This window comes from Candidatus Hadarchaeales archaeon, from assembly GCA_038736355.1.
Taxonomy (GTDB): Archaea; Hadarchaeota; Hadarchaeia; order Hadarchaeales; family WYZ-LMO6; genus WYZ-LMO6.
Genome location: JAVYML010000001.1, coordinates 263,272 through 278,766 on the forward strand (window position 1 = coordinate 263,272; position 15,495 = coordinate 278,766).

At 55.5% G+C, this 15,495-nt stretch carries 22 protein-coding genes; 10 read left to right on the forward strand and 12 right to left on the reverse strand.

Annotated elements, in window-relative coordinates; all coding sequences use genetic code 11:
- Nucleotides 1-11: 11 nt before the first annotated feature.
- The 6 genes from QXG22_01140 to QXG22_01165 form a co-directional block, all read right to left on the reverse strand.
- On the reverse strand, nt 12-797 hold the full coding sequence (locus QXG22_01140) for an inositol monophosphatase family protein (GenBank protein ID MEM0358605.1): 786 nt from the start codon (nt 795-797) through the stop codon (nt 12-14).
- Nucleotides 798-827: 30 nt separating this feature from the next.
- Nucleotides 828-2,114 carry a prephenate dehydratase gene (gene pheA, locus QXG22_01145; GenBank protein MEM0358606.1) on the reverse strand — a complete coding sequence of 429 codons (1,287 nt, stop codon included), beginning with the start codon at nt 2,112-2,114 and terminating at the stop codon, nt 828-830.
- A gap of 27 nt (nt 2,115-2,141) precedes the next feature.
- On the reverse strand, nt 2,142-2,504 hold the full coding sequence (locus tag QXG22_01150) for a hypothetical protein (protein MEM0358607.1): 363 nt from the start codon (nt 2,502-2,504) through the stop codon (nt 2,142-2,144).
- A gap of 83 nt (nt 2,505-2,587) precedes the next feature.
- The gene (locus QXG22_01155; GenBank protein MEM0358608.1) at nt 2,588-3,103 is read right to left on the reverse strand and encodes a nitroreductase family protein; all 516 of its coding nucleotides are present in this window, start codon (nt 3,101-3,103) and stop codon (nt 2,588-2,590) included.
- Between the two features lie 37 nt (nt 3,104-3,140).
- Nucleotides 3,141-3,359, reverse strand: coding sequence for a hypothetical protein (locus QXG22_01160; protein MEM0358609.1), 219 nt, complete (start codon nt 3,357-3,359; stop codon nt 3,141-3,143).
- 45 nt (nt 3,360-3,404) lie between these two features.
- Complete coding sequence (locus QXG22_01165) at nt 3,405-3,638, reverse strand: DUF131 domain-containing protein (GenBank protein MEM0358610.1); 234 nt, start codon at nt 3,636-3,638, stop codon at nt 3,405-3,407.
- Between the two features lie 51 nt (nt 3,639-3,689).
- Between QXG22_01165 and QXG22_01170 the strand changes: the two genes are divergently transcribed.
- From QXG22_01170 to QXG22_01190, 5 genes are all read left to right on the forward strand, one after another.
- Nucleotides 3,690-4,247: a UbiX family flavin prenyltransferase gene (locus QXG22_01170; GenBank protein ID MEM0358611.1), complete on the forward strand. Its 558-nt coding sequence runs from the start codon at nt 3,690-3,692 to the stop codon at nt 4,245-4,247.
- The gene (locus QXG22_01175) at nt 4,232-5,485 is read left to right on the forward strand and encodes a UbiD family decarboxylase (GenBank protein MEM0358612.1); all 1,254 of its coding nucleotides are present in this window, start codon (nt 4,232-4,234) and stop codon (nt 5,483-5,485) included. Before QXG22_01170 ends, QXG22_01175 begins: the two co-directional genes overlap by 16 nt.
- A gap of 3 nt (nt 5,486-5,488) precedes the next feature.
- A complete protein-coding gene (locus QXG22_01180; GenBank protein ID MEM0358613.1) occupies nt 5,489-6,667 on the forward strand; it encodes an aconitase X catalytic domain-containing protein in 1,179 nt (392 codons plus the stop codon).
- Complete coding sequence (locus QXG22_01185; GenBank protein ID MEM0358614.1) at nt 6,664-7,062, forward strand: DUF126 domain-containing protein; 399 nt, start codon at nt 6,664-6,666, stop codon at nt 7,060-7,062. Before QXG22_01180 ends, QXG22_01185 begins: the two co-directional genes overlap by 4 nt.
- Before the next feature lie 64 nt (nt 7,063-7,126).
- A complete protein-coding gene (locus QXG22_01190) occupies nt 7,127-7,294 on the forward strand; it encodes a hypothetical protein (GenBank protein ID MEM0358615.1) in 168 nt (55 codons plus the stop codon).
- Between the two features lie 26 nt (nt 7,295-7,320).
- Here QXG22_01190 and QXG22_01195 read toward each other — a convergent pair whose 3' ends face one another.
- Nucleotides 7,321-8,580 carry an acyl-CoA dehydrogenase family protein gene (locus tag QXG22_01195; protein MEM0358616.1) on the reverse strand — a complete coding sequence of 420 codons (1,260 nt, stop codon included), beginning with the start codon at nt 8,578-8,580 and terminating at the stop codon, nt 7,321-7,323.
- Between the two features lie 84 nt (nt 8,581-8,664).
- On the opposite strand from QXG22_01195, the gene QXG22_01200 reads away from it, so the two are divergent.
- Together QXG22_01200 and QXG22_01205 are read left to right on the forward strand one after the other, a co-directional pair.
- A complete protein-coding gene (locus QXG22_01200; protein MEM0358617.1) occupies nt 8,665-9,303 on the forward strand; it encodes a class II aldolase/adducin family protein in 639 nt (212 codons plus the stop codon).
- Nucleotides 9,304-9,377: 74 nt separating this feature from the next.
- Complete coding sequence (locus QXG22_01205; protein ID MEM0358618.1) at nt 9,378-9,950, forward strand: uracil-DNA glycosylase family protein; 573 nt, start codon at nt 9,378-9,380, stop codon at nt 9,948-9,950.
- Between the two features lie 7 nt (nt 9,951-9,957).
- On the opposite strand, the gene QXG22_01210 is transcribed toward QXG22_01205, so the two are convergent.
- Nucleotides 9,958-10,575 (reverse strand): hypothetical protein, encoded by a 618-nt coding sequence (locus QXG22_01210; protein MEM0358619.1) that lies wholly within the window; start codon nt 10,573-10,575, stop codon nt 9,958-9,960.
- Nucleotides 10,575-10,985, reverse strand: a complete 411-nt coding sequence (locus QXG22_01215; protein ID MEM0358620.1) for a metal-dependent transcriptional regulator — start codon at nt 10,983-10,985, stop codon at nt 10,575-10,577. The genes QXG22_01210 and QXG22_01215 overlap by 1 nt, the downstream gene beginning before the upstream one ends.
- A gap of 73 nt (nt 10,986-11,058) precedes the next feature.
- On the opposite strand from QXG22_01215, the gene QXG22_01220 reads away from it, so the two are divergent.
- Nucleotides 11,059-11,988: an ATP-binding protein gene (locus tag QXG22_01220; GenBank protein MEM0358621.1), complete on the forward strand. Its 930-nt coding sequence runs from the start codon at nt 11,059-11,061 to the stop codon at nt 11,986-11,988.
- Complete coding sequence (locus tag QXG22_01225) at nt 11,985-12,959, forward strand: hypothetical protein (GenBank protein MEM0358622.1); 975 nt, start codon at nt 11,985-11,987, stop codon at nt 12,957-12,959. Before QXG22_01220 ends, QXG22_01225 begins: the two co-directional genes overlap by 4 nt.
- Before the next feature lie 71 nt (nt 12,960-13,030).
- Here QXG22_01225 and QXG22_01230 read toward each other — a convergent pair whose 3' ends face one another.
- Complete coding sequence (locus tag QXG22_01230) at nt 13,031-13,429, reverse strand: Mov34/MPN/PAD-1 family protein (protein MEM0358623.1); 399 nt, start codon at nt 13,427-13,429, stop codon at nt 13,031-13,033.
- Nucleotides 13,430-13,463: 34 nt separating this feature from the next.
- Between QXG22_01230 and QXG22_01235 the strand changes: the two genes are divergently transcribed.
- Complete coding sequence (locus tag QXG22_01235; GenBank protein MEM0358624.1) at nt 13,464-14,186, forward strand: PH domain-containing protein; 723 nt, start codon at nt 13,464-13,466, stop codon at nt 14,184-14,186.
- On the opposite strand, the gene QXG22_01240 is transcribed toward QXG22_01235, so the two are convergent.
- Together QXG22_01240 and QXG22_01245 are read right to left on the reverse strand one after the other, a co-directional pair.
- Nucleotides 14,183-14,572, reverse strand: coding sequence for a pyridoxamine 5'-phosphate oxidase family protein (locus QXG22_01240; GenBank protein ID MEM0358625.1), 390 nt, complete (start codon nt 14,570-14,572; stop codon nt 14,183-14,185). The genes QXG22_01235 and QXG22_01240 overlap by 4 nt on opposite strands.
- Nucleotides 14,562-15,425 carry a cation diffusion facilitator family transporter gene (locus QXG22_01245; protein MEM0358626.1) on the reverse strand — a complete coding sequence of 288 codons (864 nt, stop codon included), beginning with the start codon at nt 15,423-15,425 and terminating at the stop codon, nt 14,562-14,564. The genes QXG22_01240 and QXG22_01245 overlap by 11 nt, the downstream gene beginning before the upstream one ends.
- Nucleotides 15,426-15,495: the final 70 nt, after the last annotated feature.

Consider the following 15,495-nt stretch of genomic DNA (forward strand, 5'->3'; position numbering starts at 1 on the left):
TCCTTCCCCTTTTAAAGACCTTCCAGCAATCCGAGAAGCTGGGAATGCAGCTTTCCGTTGGAAAAGAGCAGATCCATCCTCTCCGGTCTCCACCTTCCCCCTCGGAAATCCGTGACCTTCCCACCCGCCTCTTCCACCAAGAGGACGGAAGCTGCCACGTCCCAAGGCTGGAGGGCGGTGGCAGCATAGGCATCCCCCTTTCCGCATGCCACCCAGGCCGCTTCCACCCCCGCCGAACCCAGCTTCCTCAAATCCCTCACCCTCGGATAGAGGGTACACACGATTTTCCCCGTTCTTTCCCTGTTCGTCTCGCTCCCCTCACAGGAATATACGTAGGCCCTTTCCAACTCCTCCACTCCGGACACATGGATGGGGATCCTCTCCCCCGTTTCCCTTCTTTCCAAGAAGGCCCCCTTTCCTCTCTCGGCCAGAAAGAGCTCCTGGAGCACGGGGAGGAAGGTTATCCCCAGGATTGGCTCCTCCCTCCTCAAAAGAGCTAAAGTAATACAGAAAAGGGGGTTGCCGGAAGCGAAGTTCGTGGTCCCGTCCAAGGGGTCCACCACCCAAGTGAACTCCGATCCCCTCTCCACCAGACCCGTTTCCTCCGTCAGAAGGTTGTGGTCGGGATAGGAGGAGGAAAGCCCTTCCACCAGTACCCTATCCGACTTGAGGTCATATGGGGTGGTAAGACCCTTGGCCGTTCCTCGCATTCCCAGAAACCCACTCCTACGAAAACCTTCCCTCAGCACCTCCCCCGCCTTCAAAACCAAGGGGATCACGTTCTCCAGTTCGGACATCGGAAAAAATGGGAAACCTAGCCTTTATCCTCACAGGTCCGAGGAGAGGACCCTCTCCCTCAGCTTGGAGAGGATTTCCCTTACCGTAGTAGAGGGAAGCTTCCCTTCCCTCTTCACCCCTTCCTTTCCCACCGTGAGGAGCACACCCATCCTCACCCTCCTGGGACCCTTCAACCCGGCGAACCTCAAATCCTTCTCGGAGAGTTCATAATCCAGTTCCTCCTTCCCCCTCCCTTCCGCCACCGGAACCACCACCACCTCCTCCCCCAACTGGTTGTACCTGTCGGAAGAGACCACCAAGGCCAACCTCTCCCCTGCAGGGGTTTTTACCCTCACCAGTTCTCCCTGCCTGATTTGGTCTCCTGCCATCACCCTTTTCTCCCCCTCTTCTATGAAAGCCTTCTCTTCCGCCAACCTCGACCCCGCCAGCTCCTTCTCCTCCCTTCCCAGCAAGGAGACTCTTTTCACCCTTTCCCCCTTCACCTCCTTGACATCGTAAGATCCCAACAACCTCACGTGCACCCTCTTCTCCTCTATAGCCCGCAACGCTTCTTCCACCCTCTTTTCCCCCTCCCTTCCCTCGAAATCCACGAAGAACACGTATTCTCCCAACACCCCCCTGTCCGGCCTGGACTCTATCCTCGTGAGGTTGATTCCCCTCGAAGAAAACTCCCGCAGGATTTCCTGGAGAATGCCCGGCCTATCCTCAGCCAGTTCCAACAGCACGGAGGTTTTCACGGGTCTGATGCCTGGAAGGGGCTGCCGACCCAAAACGAAGAATCTGGTGAAACTAAGGCCCTGGTCGTGAATGTTCCTCCTCACTATCTTCAACCCGTAAATCTTCGCGGCCCTTTCCCCCGCCACAGCCGCCACCGAGGGATCGGAAGCCGCCAGTTCTGCGGCTGCTGCCGTGCTGGGCATCTCCCTCAACTCCGCGTGGGGTAGATTCTCCCTCAAGTATCTCCTGCAATGGGAGAGGGCCTGATGGTGGGAAGCCACCACCTTTATTTTCCCCAGCTCCCCGTGCCTGGCCAAGAGGTGATGGACAACGGGCATCCTGATCTCCCTCAACACCCTCAGTCCGTGATATCTCCGGAGGAGATCCAACACGAAGGGAACCTCCCCCTCCACCGAATCCTCCACTGGCACCACCCCCAAAGCCTCTGGGTGGGTGAAGACATACTCAAAAACCTCTGCCACGGGAAAGAGGTACCTCCTAGGGGCTCCCCTGGGAAGGAGGTCGGTGAGGGCTTCCAAAGCCCTCTCGGTATGGGTTCCCTCCGGACCCAGCAACGCCACTTCCTTAGGTGGACTCAACCTCTCCCCAACCCTTTCCCACCCCGATTAAACCCTTTTGCCCTCCAAGAAACGCCTGTTCTCCTCATCCAGCTCCAAGATGAGGGCTAAGGCCTCTTCCTCCGTGAGGAACTTGGAAGGCCCCTTCCCCTTGGGGCATTTCACGGTCTCCACCACCCCAAAGAGCCTGCAGGGAAGGAAGCGCACAGGCCAGATAGAACATCTTCCCCCTTCCGCGTAGGGGCATCTCTCCCCCACCTTTCCCACCCTTTCTTCCCTTCCCCTCTCCTTCAACCATCTTCTCACCCTTTCCTCCTCCAGAGGAGTACGGCTGGGCCAAAAACAACACTCGGTACATCCCTCCTCGCATTCCATCGAAGGGATCTTAGCCCAGATCTCCTCCAGCCCCATTCCTCCACCCAAAACGCGATTGATTGAGGGAAAAATCGGTCTTGAACGGCTTAAAGCAATCCTTAGACTCTTCGTCACACCCACTATTCCTTGAAGACCTCATAACAGACGAGTTCGTCCAGTTCCTTCCTGTATTTGGGTAGGGGCTCATCCGCAGGATAACCAACGGGGAGGAGTGCCACCACCTTGTACTTTTCGGGTATACCAAGAATCTTCCTCACCTCTTCTTGGGAAAAGGAACCAATCCAGCAGGTCCCCAGTCCCTCTTGTACGGCCGCCAAAGTGAGATGGTCCACTACGATGGCCACATCCACGGCATAGGAAGGAACCCCGCACCTCATCACCCTTTCAGGATCCAAAGCCACGGCCGCTATCACCACGGGGGCCTCTGCCACGAACTCCTGTCCGTAGGCGGCCTCCGCCAGCTTTTTCCTTCGCTCCGGGTCCCTAACCACCACCAACTTCCAGGGTTGAAGGTTCTTAGCGGAGGGGGCGAGCCTGGCTGCCTCCAGCATCCTCCTCAAGGCTTCTTCCGGAACTGGCTCCTGACGATAGGCCCTCACACTCCTTCGCTCTCTTATGGCCGAATATACGTCCATTCCATTTCCACCTCCCCAGCCCGTTATTTATCCTCGGCTATTCTTTCTTCTTCCTTCCAGGAGGATATACCGTAAGACCGGCCTTTCGCTTGGCCTTGGCCCAAGAGCCAAAATACCTAACCGCCGCGCTCACCAAGGAGGGAGAAACATCACGCGCCCTGGGTGCCCTACCATGTTTTTCGGCCCACTCCTTCATTTCCGAAAGCACGCGCTCCTCGCTCCATTTTTCATACTTCTTCTTTCCAAACAAGCCCATCTTCCCACCTTCTTCCTCCCACCTGCCCTCTAAAAAACCTTCCAGCTAACCCCTCCACACGAGAAGGATGAAGAGGAGGGCCAAAATCAAACCCACGGCCGCCATCAGTTTGGCTATGGTCTCACTGGTACCGAAGGCTATGGGGAAGGGTCCTATCACCACCACCCCCCCACCCTCTACCCTCCCCCTCTCCGCCATCCCCCACACTCCGAGGGTGAGGAAGAGGATACCCAAAAGGAGGAGCAGGAAACCCACCAGCAGGAAACCCTCTGGTTTCATCTTTCCCTTTTCCCTAGGCAGCTTTTAACTCCCCCTCTCCAGAAAGAAGAGATGCACCTCATCGTTGCCCTCACAGGCTCCAGCGGAGTGGTTTATGGAGTGCGCTTCTTAGAGGTTTGCAGGGAGTTGGGAATAGAAACGGACCTCATCCTCTCGGAGGCTGGAAAGGAAATCCTGAGGCTGGAGATGGGAAAGGAACCGGAAGAAGTGGAAAAACTGGCCAGCAGGAAATACGGAGAAAATGAACTCACCTCTCCCCTCTCCAGTGGCTCCTACGAGGTGGACGGAATGGTGATCGTCCCCTGCAGCATGAAGACCTTGGCCTGTGTGGCGAATGGGATTTCAGGAAACCTCATCACCAGGGCTGCTGATGTCATGCTCAAGCAGGGAAAGCCCCTCGTTTTGGTTCCACGTGAGACCCCCCTCAGCCTCATCCACTTAGAAAACATGCTAAAGGCGAAAAGGGCAGGCGCGGTGGTTCTTCCTGCCTGTCCTGCCTTCTATCATGGGGCAAAAAACCTCTCGGACTTGGTGGACTTCATCGTGGGCAAAATCCTAGATGTGCTGGGGATAAAGCACCGTCTCTATCGGAGATGGGGGGGAGGATGAGCCTCAGGGAATTCGTGGAAAGGCTGGAAAGAAAAGGACTCCTCCTCAAGGTTAAAAGGGAGGTGAGTCCCCGATACGAAATCACCTCCTTACTCCTGAAGGCGGGGGAAAAACCGGTTAAGTTCGAGAAGGTGAAGGGATCCCCTTTTCCCCTAGTCTCCAACGTTTGTGCTTCTAGGGAGCTGGTGGCCCTAGCCTTGGGAGTTAAACCTTCCGATCTCCTGCGCACCCTACTGAAGGCCATAGAAAATCCTAAAGAACCGGAGAGGATGGAGGCGAGGGAATACAGGGAACTTCCACCCGACTTGAGAAAACTACCCATCCTTCTCCACTACCCCTTCGACGGCGGGAAGTACATCACGGGAGGAATAGTGGTCGCTGAGGATCCAGAGCTGGGAATAAACCTATCCTTCCACAGGATGATGGTGGTGGGGAAAGACAGGGTGGTGATGAGGATCCTTCCAAGACACTTCCACACCTTCCTGGAGAGGGGACTGAAGGAATTCGCGGTGTGTATTGGATGTGATGTGCATGTCCTCCTCTCAGCCGCCACCTCCTTAGAGCTCGGAAGGAGTGAACTTGGAATGGCCAGCGCCCTCCGGAAGACGAAGGTGGTGGAGCTGGGAGGACTCCTCGTACCGGAAGCGGAAATGGTGATGATCATGGAAATGACAGGAGAAGAAAGGGAAGAAGGACCTTTCCTCGATCTCACGGGAACTCTGGATATGGTGAGGAAACAGAAAGTGGCTAGGGTGAAGAAGCTTTTTGTAAAAGAAGAAGCCCTTTACCATGCCATCCTCCCAGCCGGACCGGAACACAAGATCCTGATGGGTATGCCCAGGGAACCCACCATCTTCAGGGAGGTGAACAAGGTATGTGAATGCAAGGATGTCTACCTCACACCTGGAGGGTGCTCTTGGCTGCATGCGGTGGTGAGTATAAAGAAAAGGAAACCGGACGATGGAAAAAAAGCGATAGAGGCGGCCTTTAGGGGGCACTCCTCCCTCAAACACGTTTGGGTGGTGGACGAAGACATAAACCCAAGGAACCCGGAAGAGGTGGAGTGGGCCATGGCCACGCGCTTCCAGGGTGACCGGGGAATGGTGGTGAAAAAGGAAAGGGGTTCCTCCTTGGACCCCTCCGCCGATCCCGAGACGGGCCTCACCACGAAGGTGGGCTTCGACCTCACCATCCCCCCCGACCGTCCCCGCTCTTCTTTCCTCCGCCCTAGGAGGTGAGGGATGCATCTCACGAAAGAACAGGAAAGGATGCTCGATGGGGAGGAGGGAGAGATAGTGGAGAAGATGTTCCGCCTCCTCGTCAAGATGGGTGACCTCTATCAGGCCGATAGGATGATCCCCGTTTCTTCATGCCAGGTCTCTGGGGTCTCCTATAAATCCGTGGGGGAGCCCGGTCTGGAGTTCCTAGAGGATCTGGCAGCCAAGGGGGCTAGGGTAAGGGTGAGAACCACCCTTAACCCTGCAGGTCTGGACCTCGAAGAATGGAGGGCGATGGGTTTCCCCGAGGACTTTGCGGAGAAACAACTCAGAATCCTCAAGGCCTTCGAAAGACTGGGAGCAGAACCCACCGTTACCTGCACCCCCTATTTGGCCGGTCTAGTACCCTCGAGGGGGGAACATCTGGCCTGGTCGGAATCCTCGGCCGTGGTCTTCTCGAACTCGGTGCTGGGTGCTAGGACGAACAGGGAAGGTGGGCCCTCTGCCCTGGCGGCAGCCATCTGTGGACTCACCCCAAGATATGGGCTCCACTTAGAGGAAAACCGGTGGCCCAGCCTAGTGGTGGAAGTGGAAGGAGAGCTGGAGGGTCCCTCGGACTTCAGTGCCTTGGGCTATTGGGTGGGGAGGGAAGTGGGCGGAGGGATACCCTATTTCAGGGGGATAAAAAGGGCCGGGATCGAAGAGCTGAAAGCCTTGGGGGCAGCCATGGCAGCTTCAGGGGCGGTGGCCCTCTTCCATGTGGAGGGAATCACGCCCGAGGCCGATCCAGAAAAAACCAAGGGACTGGAAAGGATGAGGGTGGGGAGGGAAGAGGTGGGGAAAGTCTATGAGGAATTGAGCACGGGGGGAGAACCGGAACTGGTGGTATTGGGCTGTCCCCACGCTTCTTTGGAAGAAATCTCCCGCCTTCTTCCCCTATTGGGGAAAAATCCAAAGCCCTTCTGGATCTGTACCAGCAGGAGGGTCAAGGAAAAAGCCATGCGCTCCGGGCTTGGGAAAAAGGTGGAGGAGGCTGGTGGAAGAATGGTGGCGGATACCTGTGCGGTCGTTTCCCCTCTGGAAAAACTCGGCTTCAAGACGGTGGGGGTGGATTCCGCCAAGGCTGCCCACTACCTTCCTTCCCTCTGCCGGGTGGAAGTGATCTTTTCCCCTCCAGGGGAGCTCCTGAGGGGGGGAAGATGAGGGGGAGAACCGTTAATCCGGGTAAGGCAAGGGGGGAAGCTCTAGTCTCCCGTTCCCCTCTCAGTTTTTACGGAGGGGTGGATCCGAAAACGGGAATGGTGGTGGAGAGGGGGCACGAACTCGAGGGTAAATCCGTGAAAGGGAAGATCCTGATCTTCCCCCGAGGGAAGGGGTCCACGGTGGGGTCCTATGTGATCTATGCCCTGAAGAAAAATGGGGTAGCCCCCTTAGCCATCGTCAACGAGGAAACGGAACCCATCGTGGCCGCCGGGGTCATCCTGGCGGACATACCCTGCGTGGACAGGGTAGACCTGAGTCTGCTGGAAACCGGAGACCTAGTGGAGGTGGACGCAGACCAGGGGAAAGTGGAGATCCTCGAGAAACGAAAGTCATAGATGTGCCAGGGGAAACCAAAGCTACTGGCGGTAGGCTTTTAAACCGGTTCTCCGTTTTTTCTTTATGCCCAAGAAATGTAAAGCCAAGCCCAAGAAGAAAAAGAAACCAGCGCCGAAGCCTTCCCCCAAACCCAAACCCCAACCCGAAGTCTCGGAAATGGAAACTTCGGAACCAGAAACCGAAGCTTGGGAAGAGGAGTGGGAAGGAGGGGAAGAAGAGGAGGCCTATTGAGCCTCGGCTTCGGCGCCTTTTTTCTTTTAGATGGTCTTACACTCGTAAAAGTACCTGGTAATCTCTATCATATCCAACTGTCTTCCGCCCATCCAAAGGGTAAGCATTTTCGAGTCCCTCCAGTGCTTTTCCACGTCGAATTCTCTGGAGTAACCGTAGGAGCCCATGAGCTCCATGGCCCTGTTGGTACAATGAACAGCCTGATCGCTACAGAAAAGGGAGACTGCCCTAGTCTTCGCTACGATCTTTTCCGACCATGGTTCCCCATAGATTTCGGGACGATCGTACATCCTGGCCGCCATGTAGAGGGCGTGGGTACAGATCTCAGCGGCGGTGGCGATCTCGCTTAGGTTCACCGCACTTATCGAGTGCTCCTTGAGGGGTTTTCCTGCCACTACCCTCTCATCCACCCATTTCTTCAGGATTTCGTAGGTATCCTTGATCACGCCCACGGAGAAGCCTGCGGTGGCGATGTTCGCTACGGTGATGAGCTCCCTGAAGTACTTGGCATCGAGACCCGGTCCATGGGCCCTGTAGTAGGCTGGAACCCTCACTTCCTCAAACCAGATGTCCGTGTTCATGTCCGCTGCCATTCCAGCCTTCTGATAGGGCTCCCCCACCCTCACCCCCTCGGCATCGGCCGGGACGTAGATGTAGGCCATCCCCTCTTCCCCAGCCGAGGGGTTGGTGGTGCACACCACTCCAAAGAGGTCAGCGATCCTTCCGGAATTGGTGGGCCAGATCTTGTGACCCTTTATCACCCATTCATCCCCCTCCAGCCTAGCAATGGTCCTGATCGTCCTCCCCTTCATGGCCCCCAAGTTCTCTATGTCCGAACCCCCCTGAGGTTCCGTCATGGCGTTACATCCCACATAGAGTTCCTCTCCGCAGAACTTTGGGGCGAACTCCTCTATCAGCCTCTCGTTCTTGTGTGGCTCCACCGCAATCATCACCATAGGCCAGAGGGAAACCATTACGGAAACGGCGAACCCTGAGTCCAGTCTTCCCAGCTCTTCACTCATCACCGCCGTCATGGTTCCCAGTATCTCCCTGGGCAAACCCAGACCACCGTACTCCTCCGGCCAGAGGGCCTTGTTCACTCCCAAATCCACCAGCACTTCCTTCAGGAGGGGCTCCACGAGCTTGTGCTCTCTCCAGTCCTCGTCTATCTTCCTCCTGAGAGGCCGGTATCTCTTTTCTCCAAAGTCCCTAATCATTTGAGCGAACTGATAAGCCACATCCGGAATCCATTCCACCGGCTTGGTGAAGTCATCGGCCGTCGGCACTCTTTTTTCTTTAATCTAGTCCTCTATAAATCTTCCCAAAGTCGGCACCGCTTCCAATAAAGGCCCGAAAGGAGAAAAGAAACGATGGAGCTGGAGCTCAAGAAGAAGATCGTGGAAGGGGGAAGGAGGATGGTGGAGAAGGGACTGGCCCATGGAAGCATGGGGAACCTGAGTATCAAAATCCCAAGTAAAAATCTGGTGGTGATCTCCCCCAGCCATATCCCCTACGAGTGCATGCAGCCCGAACAGGTTTCCGTGGTAGACTTACAGGGAAACCTGTTGGAAGGACTAACCCCTTCGACCGAGCTCCCCATGCACCTGGCAGTCTATCGTGCAAGGCCTGAGGTGGGGGCGGTGGTGCATGCCCATCCGGTCTACGCCAGTGCCCTCGCCTCCGTGGGGCTTGGGATTCCGTCCTTCCTAGAGGAGGTGGTGGTGCTCTTCGGAGGGGAGGTGGAGGTGGCAGAGTATGCCCCTCCGGGAAGTGAGGAACTCGCCAAGAACGTGGTAAAGGCGCTGAATAAGAAGAACGCTGTTCTCCTCTCCAACCACGGGACCCTGTGCTGCGGTCGCGATCTGGAACAGGCCCTGGAGCTCTCGGAAGCCCTCGAAAGAACTTGTAAAACTTACCTCCTCTCCCTCTTGCTGGGGGGACCCAGATATCTGCCAGAAGAGGTGGTAAAACTCCAAAGGGAACTCTTCGAGTCGTTGGGTGGACTCTAACCCATCGTGATCCCAACGGGAAAAAGCCCCCAGTAATCCGGTGAAGTTAAGTTCCTTCCTTCCCTTTCACCAAGATGGAACCTCGACGGCAACTGGAGAGGGCCGTGGCCTCTTGCAAACTTTGTCCTTTCGTGGACCAGCCCTTCCTCCTCGATCGGGTTTACTCCTGGCTTCCCCCCAAGGTGAAGGTACTGGCCGTGGGAGAATCCCCTCCTCCTGGAAGGAAGGTGGGTTCCCTCTACCATCTGGAGACCTTCGACAGGCTCAGGCTTTCCCTCAGTCTTATCCTCGGAGTGGGTATGGAAGAGGTCCTAGAGACCCTGAGGAGACATTCCATCTTTTTCACCGCCGCGGTGAAGTGTAGACCGCCAGACAAGAAAAGCGTAGAAAGAATGAGGAGGAACTGTGTCCCCCTCCTTAAGGGGGAGCTGGAAATCCTCCGTCCAGAAAGGGTGGTGGCCATGGGAAGATTCGCCTCGGCCTCCATTTGTGAACTCATGGGAGTGAGTCCGCCAGACGACCTGAGGAAGATCACTCGCACAAGAGTGGGGAGAAAGGAAATCTTTTTCACCCCCCATCCCAACCATCTCTTCAGGTTCAGGAGGGAGCTTTGCCCTAAGGTAAGGGAAATCTTGCTTCCCCCATGAACCCATCCTATTCGGGGGTTCCTTCGGGGAGGGAAGGATGCTCTAAGAAAAGAAGGGGAAAGATGAAATCACTGGTACAACAGGGGAGCCAGACGGCTAGGAAGAGGAGGAAAAAAAGGGCTGGAAGGAAGGGAAGCCAACTGGAGGGTGATCCAAAGGCGGTTAGGTAGAAGGTGGAAGCATAGGTGCTGACCAACACATGACCGGAATGGGGAAGTTCCGTGCTGGGTCTCATCATCCCCAAACCCATCCCGAGCATGACTGCAGGAAGGACGAGGTAGGGATGCTCGAGCAAGCAGAGATGGAAATGCATGGGAATCCCCAGCACCAAACCACCCAAATGGGGAAGGAAAATGTCGCTAAGTGTACAGATACCCACCGATCCGAAAAACCCCACCACCAAAGCCTCTCCCCTCCCCTTCCCGTACTTCCTGTAGATGGCTGTGGTCACCGTGGCGCTCAGGAAGAGATGGAGGGGATGGAGGAAATGGAAGAGGTGCTCGTGCTCCATTCTCGTCAGGAGCTCCACGGTGAGGACCAAGAGGAGAATACCCGTGAGAGCACCCAAAGCAGTGAAGGGAGCGTGATGTCTGAGCTCCCTCAGAATCAGGTCCGCCTTTACCATTATTTCCCCTCGCACTTCCCAATGGGCTTGCCACAGGGGCAGGTGGAGGGATGTCCCAATGCCTCACACAGGGAATCCGCCAAGGAAGTGGAAACGAAAAGGAGAGAGGAGGCCTCCTTACAAGCGGTTTGGGAATCACAGCCAAGCAATCTGTGGAGGAGGAACTCGAGGAGCCTATGCTTTCTCAGGAGCTCACTCCCCTCCTTCCTCCCGCGGGGGGTAAACTCTACCCCTCTGTAGGGTTTGTAGCGGAGAAGACCCTTCGAAGCCAATTTGCGGAGGGTCTGAGTGGCCGTGGCCGGCCTCACTCCCATCTCCCTTGCCAAAGCAACCGTCCCTACCTTTTCCCCCTCTTCCTCCTGCTTCCTGTAGAGGAAGAGCACATACCTGGCCTCCGTTTCCGTGAGCATCCAAAAGTTAGGTAGTATCTAAATTAAAGGATACCCAAGGTGATTATAAGTTGGCGAATTCGCTCTTTGATTGATGAGGACTTGTGTAAGGTGCGGAGGAGATGCGGAGGTAAGGCTGGACTACGCCAGGCTGAACCTCTGCTCCCGTTGTTTCATCTCCTTCTACGAAGAAAAGGTAAGAGAAACCGTGAAAAAGTACGGGATGCTGAAGAGGGGGGAAAGGGTGGCGGTGGCCGTCTCGGGAGGTAAAGACAGTGCCTCCCTCCTCTTCGCCCTCCACAAAACCTTTCCTGACCTCTCCCTCACGGCCCTCCACCTCAATCTGGGTATTCCGGAGTACTCGGAAGAATGCGAAGAAAAGTTCTGGAAGCTTGTGGAGAGGGTGGGGGTAAAAGGCGTGGTTTACGACCTGAAAAAGGAATTGGGGATTACCATCCCAGACCTCCAAGAAGTCCACGGAAGGCTTTGTTCTCCCTGCGGAACGATCAAGAGGTACCTCCTCAACAAGCTGGCTTGGGAAGGGGGTTTCAACAGGCTGGCAACGGGACACCATCTGGACGACACGGCAGAGGTCCTCTTCCACCTCTACCTCCAAGGTGACTTCCAGCAACTCGTGAGGCTCAAGCCCGTTTCCCCCTCCACCCATCCCAAGCTGGTGACGAAGGTGAAGCCCCTCTGGAGGATGACCGAGAAGGAAAACCTGCTCTATGCCCTAGCCTGTGACCTTCCCTTCAGGAAAAAGGAATGTCCCTTTGCCCAAGGAAGCAGAAGCTTGAGGAGGAAGAAACTCATGTGGAAAATAGAGGAGGAGATAAGGGGATTCAGGCGCACGCTCGTTTCCTCCCATCTCAAACGCTTCCTCCCCCTCCTGGAGAAAGTGGTGGAACCCCCTCCCCTTCTGGAATGTTCCAGGTGCGGCATGCCTGCTTCTTCCGATCCCTGTGCCTTCTGTAAGAAGGTGGAGCTGGCCAGAAAAATCGGACTGAAGGAGGTGGGGAAATGAGGGTCCTTCCGCTGGCCTTTGATTCGATGGGAGTGAGAAGCATGTGTACCTTCTTGGAGGTGGGAAAACTCAAGCTCCTGATCGATCCCGGAGTGGCCCTCGGTCCCACGAGATACGGGCTGGGTCCCACCAAGGAGGAATGGAAGGCCCTGGAACTCTCCCGTGCCCTCATCATGGAGGCTGCGGGGAGGGCGGAAGCCGTGGCCGTCACCCACTATCACTACGACCACCATCCCTTCCCGGAGGATGGGGAGATGTATGAGAGGTGCTTTGGAGGGAAGATGGTGATGGCCAAAGACAGGAGGAAAAACATCAACCTCTCCGGAAAGAAGCGTGGGGCCCTCTTCGAGGAGAGGGTGATCCGCGTGACCGATAGGTTGGAGTGGGCGGACGGAAGGGAGTTCGAGGTGGGGGAGAGGGTGGAGTTCTCCCCGGCGGTCTGGCACGGAGACGTGGGGAGCAAAGTGGGGACGGTGATAATGGTTTATGTGGAGAAAGGAGGCTTCCTTTTCGGTTCGGATGCCCAGAGTTTGGCGGATCCCGAGGCCCTGAAATGGGTGCTGGAGAAGAACCCGGAGTTCATGATCCTGGATGGCTACCCCACCATCTTCGTGGGATGGCGTATGAGCCAAAAAGCCTTCGAGGCCTCCATGGAGAACCTGAAGAGAGCGGTGGAAGAAACCCAAGCCGAGACCATTCTGCTCGAACACCACATCCTCCGTGACCTAAACTACAAGGAAAAGATGGAAGCTGTCTTCAAGGCTGCGGAGAGGAAGGGAAAACGTCTTCTCTCCGCGGCCGAATTCCTAGAGCTGGAAAACTTCTTCCTAGAGGCCTGGAGAAAGGAACTGAGCGAGGGGAAAAGAAGGGTTGAAGTGGAAGAATATTACAAGAAGCTATGCTCAAAGGTAGGAGTGGCCTTCTCCTCCCTGAAAAGTAAAGGAATGGAAAGGGGAATAGGACTGGAATAACTCGTTCCCAAGCCCTACCACTTGAAGGCCTCCAGCTTCCTCTTCAAGTCTCTGTTTCTTGTTTCCTGAGTTTATCGGAGGGAAAGGGGAATCCTCCTCCCCTTCCCGTCGTATACCGCCACATTCTCCTCGTTCAGATAGGGAAAACCCATGATCAGCATCACCTTGCCGAAAAAGCGGTTGAGGTCGGTGGGGGAGGGAGAAAGGTTCCCGGAGGGGTGGGAATGGGCGGTACCCACAAGGGAGGGATCGAGGGGAAGGGCTTGGACGGAGAAAGAGGCGAAATCCTTCCCCCTAGCGGAAAAAGGAGGGAAAAGGAATTCGGTGATTTCCACTCCCCCCTTTTCCTTCCTTCCCCTGAGCAAGAGGAGGATCTCTCTCGGATGGAGTCTCCTAGCACCCTCCAACAGGGCCTCCAAAAGCTGCCTGTCCATCACCACCTTGAATTCCTCCTTCAAGACGATCGGCATAGGCACTTTTTAATTTGGGATTTTAAAGGGAATTGTGCAAGAAAAGGCTTTACCCAAGGTCTTTTCCCCCCTTCCCGACGAGGAGGTTCTGAGGGTCCTCAAACCAGAGCGCATGGCTTTCCTTTGGCTCTTCCTGGGAATGGGGGTCCTAGTGGGTCTGGGCCTGGTTTTCTTCCGCTTCTTCCTTCCCGTGGGGTTCTTTCTAACGGCCGTGGGAATCCTTGGCCTCCTAGCCTCCTTCTTCTACAGTGGTGCCTTCACCTATTACCTCACTACCAAGAGGATCCTCCTTTACCGCAGGTTCATCACCATCTCCTCCAGACAAATCCAGTATGATGATCTTTCCGACGTAATGGTAGATCAGGGGATCATTGGACGCCTGTTCGGTTTCGGAAATGTGATTCCCATCACCAAGTCGGGACTGGGAACCGAGATGAGGGGATGGCAAATGGGGGGAGGATGGGGCGGAAGAACGGGACCCATCGTGGTCACGGGACCCATGGTCGGGGAAATTGCCCCCTCCACCTCCCCCTCAACTTGCCTGTATGGAATCAAGAACCCCTTCGAGATCAAGGATCTCATCTTCAAGTACCAAGAAGAATATGCCGAGGCACCTTATTTGAAGAGGATAGCCAAAACGGTAGAAAAGAGACCCGGAGCAATCAAGGGGATGAAGTATTGTCCTTTCTGCGGTTCTAAGTTGGAAGTGGAAGGAGCGCGCTTTTGTCCTTTTTGTGGGAAGGAAGTAAAGGTCTAGCCCAATCCCCAGCTCACCTTCTTCTCCGGAATGAGCTTGAGGATGGGCGCTTCTCCCTCCTCCCAGGGATCCTTTCTAGCCCACTCGAATTTCCGATAGAATTCCTCCCTGATCTTCCTGAACTCCTTTCCCCTCTCCAACACCTCCATTCTCCCCTGCACCATCACAGCTTTGTGGGGCTTGTAGGTATCCACCACCAAAGCTACCTTGGGGTTTTCCTTCACATTCCTGTACTTCTTTGTTCCATAATCCGTAGCCACGTAGAAGAATCCTCCCCTAAAGAGGTAGCAAACCGGGACCACATGGGGAAGGCCGTCCCTACCCACCGTTGCCAGCCTACCCACCTCATTCTCTTCTAAAAATTTCCTTTCCATCCTACTGAACATCCTTTTTCCACCTCTTCGAGGGTTCCACATGTACTACCACGGATGAGAGCCCAGGCATCCTGCGCTTGAGCCTCCTCTCCACCTCACTGGCCACTTCATGTGCCTTTTCCACACTGAGGGAAGGATCCACTTGCAAGTGGAGGTCTGCGTAGATCTTGGAGCCCACCTTCCTAGCCCTGCACCGGTGATAGCTCCTCACCCCCCTCACACCCAGACAAGCCTTTCTGACCTCTGAGGTGAAATCTTTAGGGGCCTCACCCATGAGGGACCCCACCGCTTCCCTCCCCACGCAGATTCCCCAATACATCAGGAGAAGGGAAATGAAGAAGGAAGAAAGGGCATCCACCCACCTCCTCCCCATCCTCACGAAGACTATGGTAGTAAGGACCAAGATGGAAGCCAAGGCATCGGAAAGGGTGTGATAACCATCCGCTACCACGGAGGGATTATCCCACTCCCTCCCGATTCTGAGCTTGGTGATTCCCAAGATCGAAAAAAGGGGTATAGTAACCCCCGCTACCAAAAGCAACCACACGGGAGGCTCTGCGGGCTCGCTCCCTTGGAAGGACAACAGGATGATCCTCACAGCTGCAAGAATGAGGACGCAGGAGAGGAGGAGAGAAACCAGCATCTCCGCCTGTCCGTGACCATACTGATGGTTACGGTCTGCAGGACGTCTAGAGACCCTCAGACCCACCCATACACAAAGGGAGGTGAAAGTATCAAAAAGGGCATCCAAACCCGCCGCCAAGAAAACGAGCAGGCCGAAAACCGACCAAAGCCCCACCTCCACCAGTCCCAACCCTCCGGTAAGGGCCATGGAAAGCAGGACGATCTTATCCGGTGCTCGCACATAAGAAATAAGAAACCACCTTAAAGGATGTTCCCATTCGTTTAAGAAGTTCGGAAAAAAAAGAATAGCA

Bases quoted from the DNA above. Each gene is read 5' to 3' on its own strand.
- QXG22_01175 (MEM0358612.1), top strand. From the start codon at position 4,232: ATGGGGGGGAGGATGAGCCTCAGGGAATTCGTGGAAAGGCTGGAAAGA.
- QXG22_01220 (MEM0358621.1), top strand. From the start codon at position 11,059: ATGAGGACTTGTGTAAGGTGCGGAGGAGATGCGGAGGTAAGGCTGGAC.
- QXG22_01140 (MEM0358605.1), bottom strand. From the start codon at position 797: ATGTCCGAACTGGAGAACGTGATCCCCTTGGTTTTGAAGGCGGGGGAG.
- QXG22_01210 (MEM0358619.1), bottom strand. From the start codon at position 10,575: ATGGTAAAGGCGGACCTGATTCTGAGGGAGCTCAGACATCACGCTCCC.
- QXG22_01165 (MEM0358610.1), bottom strand. From the start codon at position 3,638: ATGAAACCAGAGGGTTTCCTGCTGGTGGGTTTCCTGCTCCTCCTTTTG.
- QXG22_01205 (MEM0358618.1), top strand. From the start codon at position 9,378: ATGGAACCTCGACGGCAACTGGAGAGGGCCGTGGCCTCTTGCAAACTT.
- QXG22_01160 (MEM0358609.1), bottom strand. From the start codon at position 3,359: ATGGGCTTGTTTGGAAAGAAGAAGTATGAAAAATGGAGCGAGGAGCGC.
- QXG22_01150 (MEM0358607.1), bottom strand. From the start codon at position 2,504: ATGGGGCTGGAGGAGATCTGGGCTAAGATCCCTTCGATGGAATGCGAG.
- QXG22_01180 (MEM0358613.1), top strand. From the start codon at position 5,489: ATGCATCTCACGAAAGAACAGGAAAGGATGCTCGATGGGGAGGAGGGA.
- QXG22_01155 (MEM0358608.1), bottom strand. From the start codon at position 3,103: ATGGACGTATATTCGGCCATAAGAGAGCGAAGGAGTGTGAGGGCCTAT.
- QXG22_01225 (MEM0358622.1), top strand. From the start codon at position 11,985: ATGAGGGTCCTTCCGCTGGCCTTTGATTCGATGGGAGTGAGAAGCATG.
- QXG22_01200 (MEM0358617.1), top strand. From the start codon at position 8,665: ATGGAGCTGGAGCTCAAGAAGAAGATCGTGGAAGGGGGAAGGAGGATG.
- QXG22_01190 (MEM0358615.1), top strand. From the start codon at position 7,127: ATGCCCAAGAAATGTAAAGCCAAGCCCAAGAAGAAAAAGAAACCAGCG.
- QXG22_01215 (MEM0358620.1), bottom strand. From the start codon at position 10,985: ATGCTCACGGAAACGGAGGCCAGGTATGTGCTCTTCCTCTACAGGAAG.
- QXG22_01170 (MEM0358611.1), top strand. From the start codon at position 3,690: ATGCACCTCATCGTTGCCCTCACAGGCTCCAGCGGAGTGGTTTATGGA.
- QXG22_01240 (MEM0358625.1), bottom strand. From the start codon at position 14,572: ATGTTCAGTAGGATGGAAAGGAAATTTTTAGAAGAGAATGAGGTGGGT.
- QXG22_01230 (MEM0358623.1), bottom strand. From the start codon at position 13,429: ATGCCGATCGTCTTGAAGGAGGAATTCAAGGTGGTGATGGACAGGCAG.
- QXG22_01185 (MEM0358614.1), top strand. From the start codon at position 6,664: ATGAGGGGGAGAACCGTTAATCCGGGTAAGGCAAGGGGGGAAGCTCTA.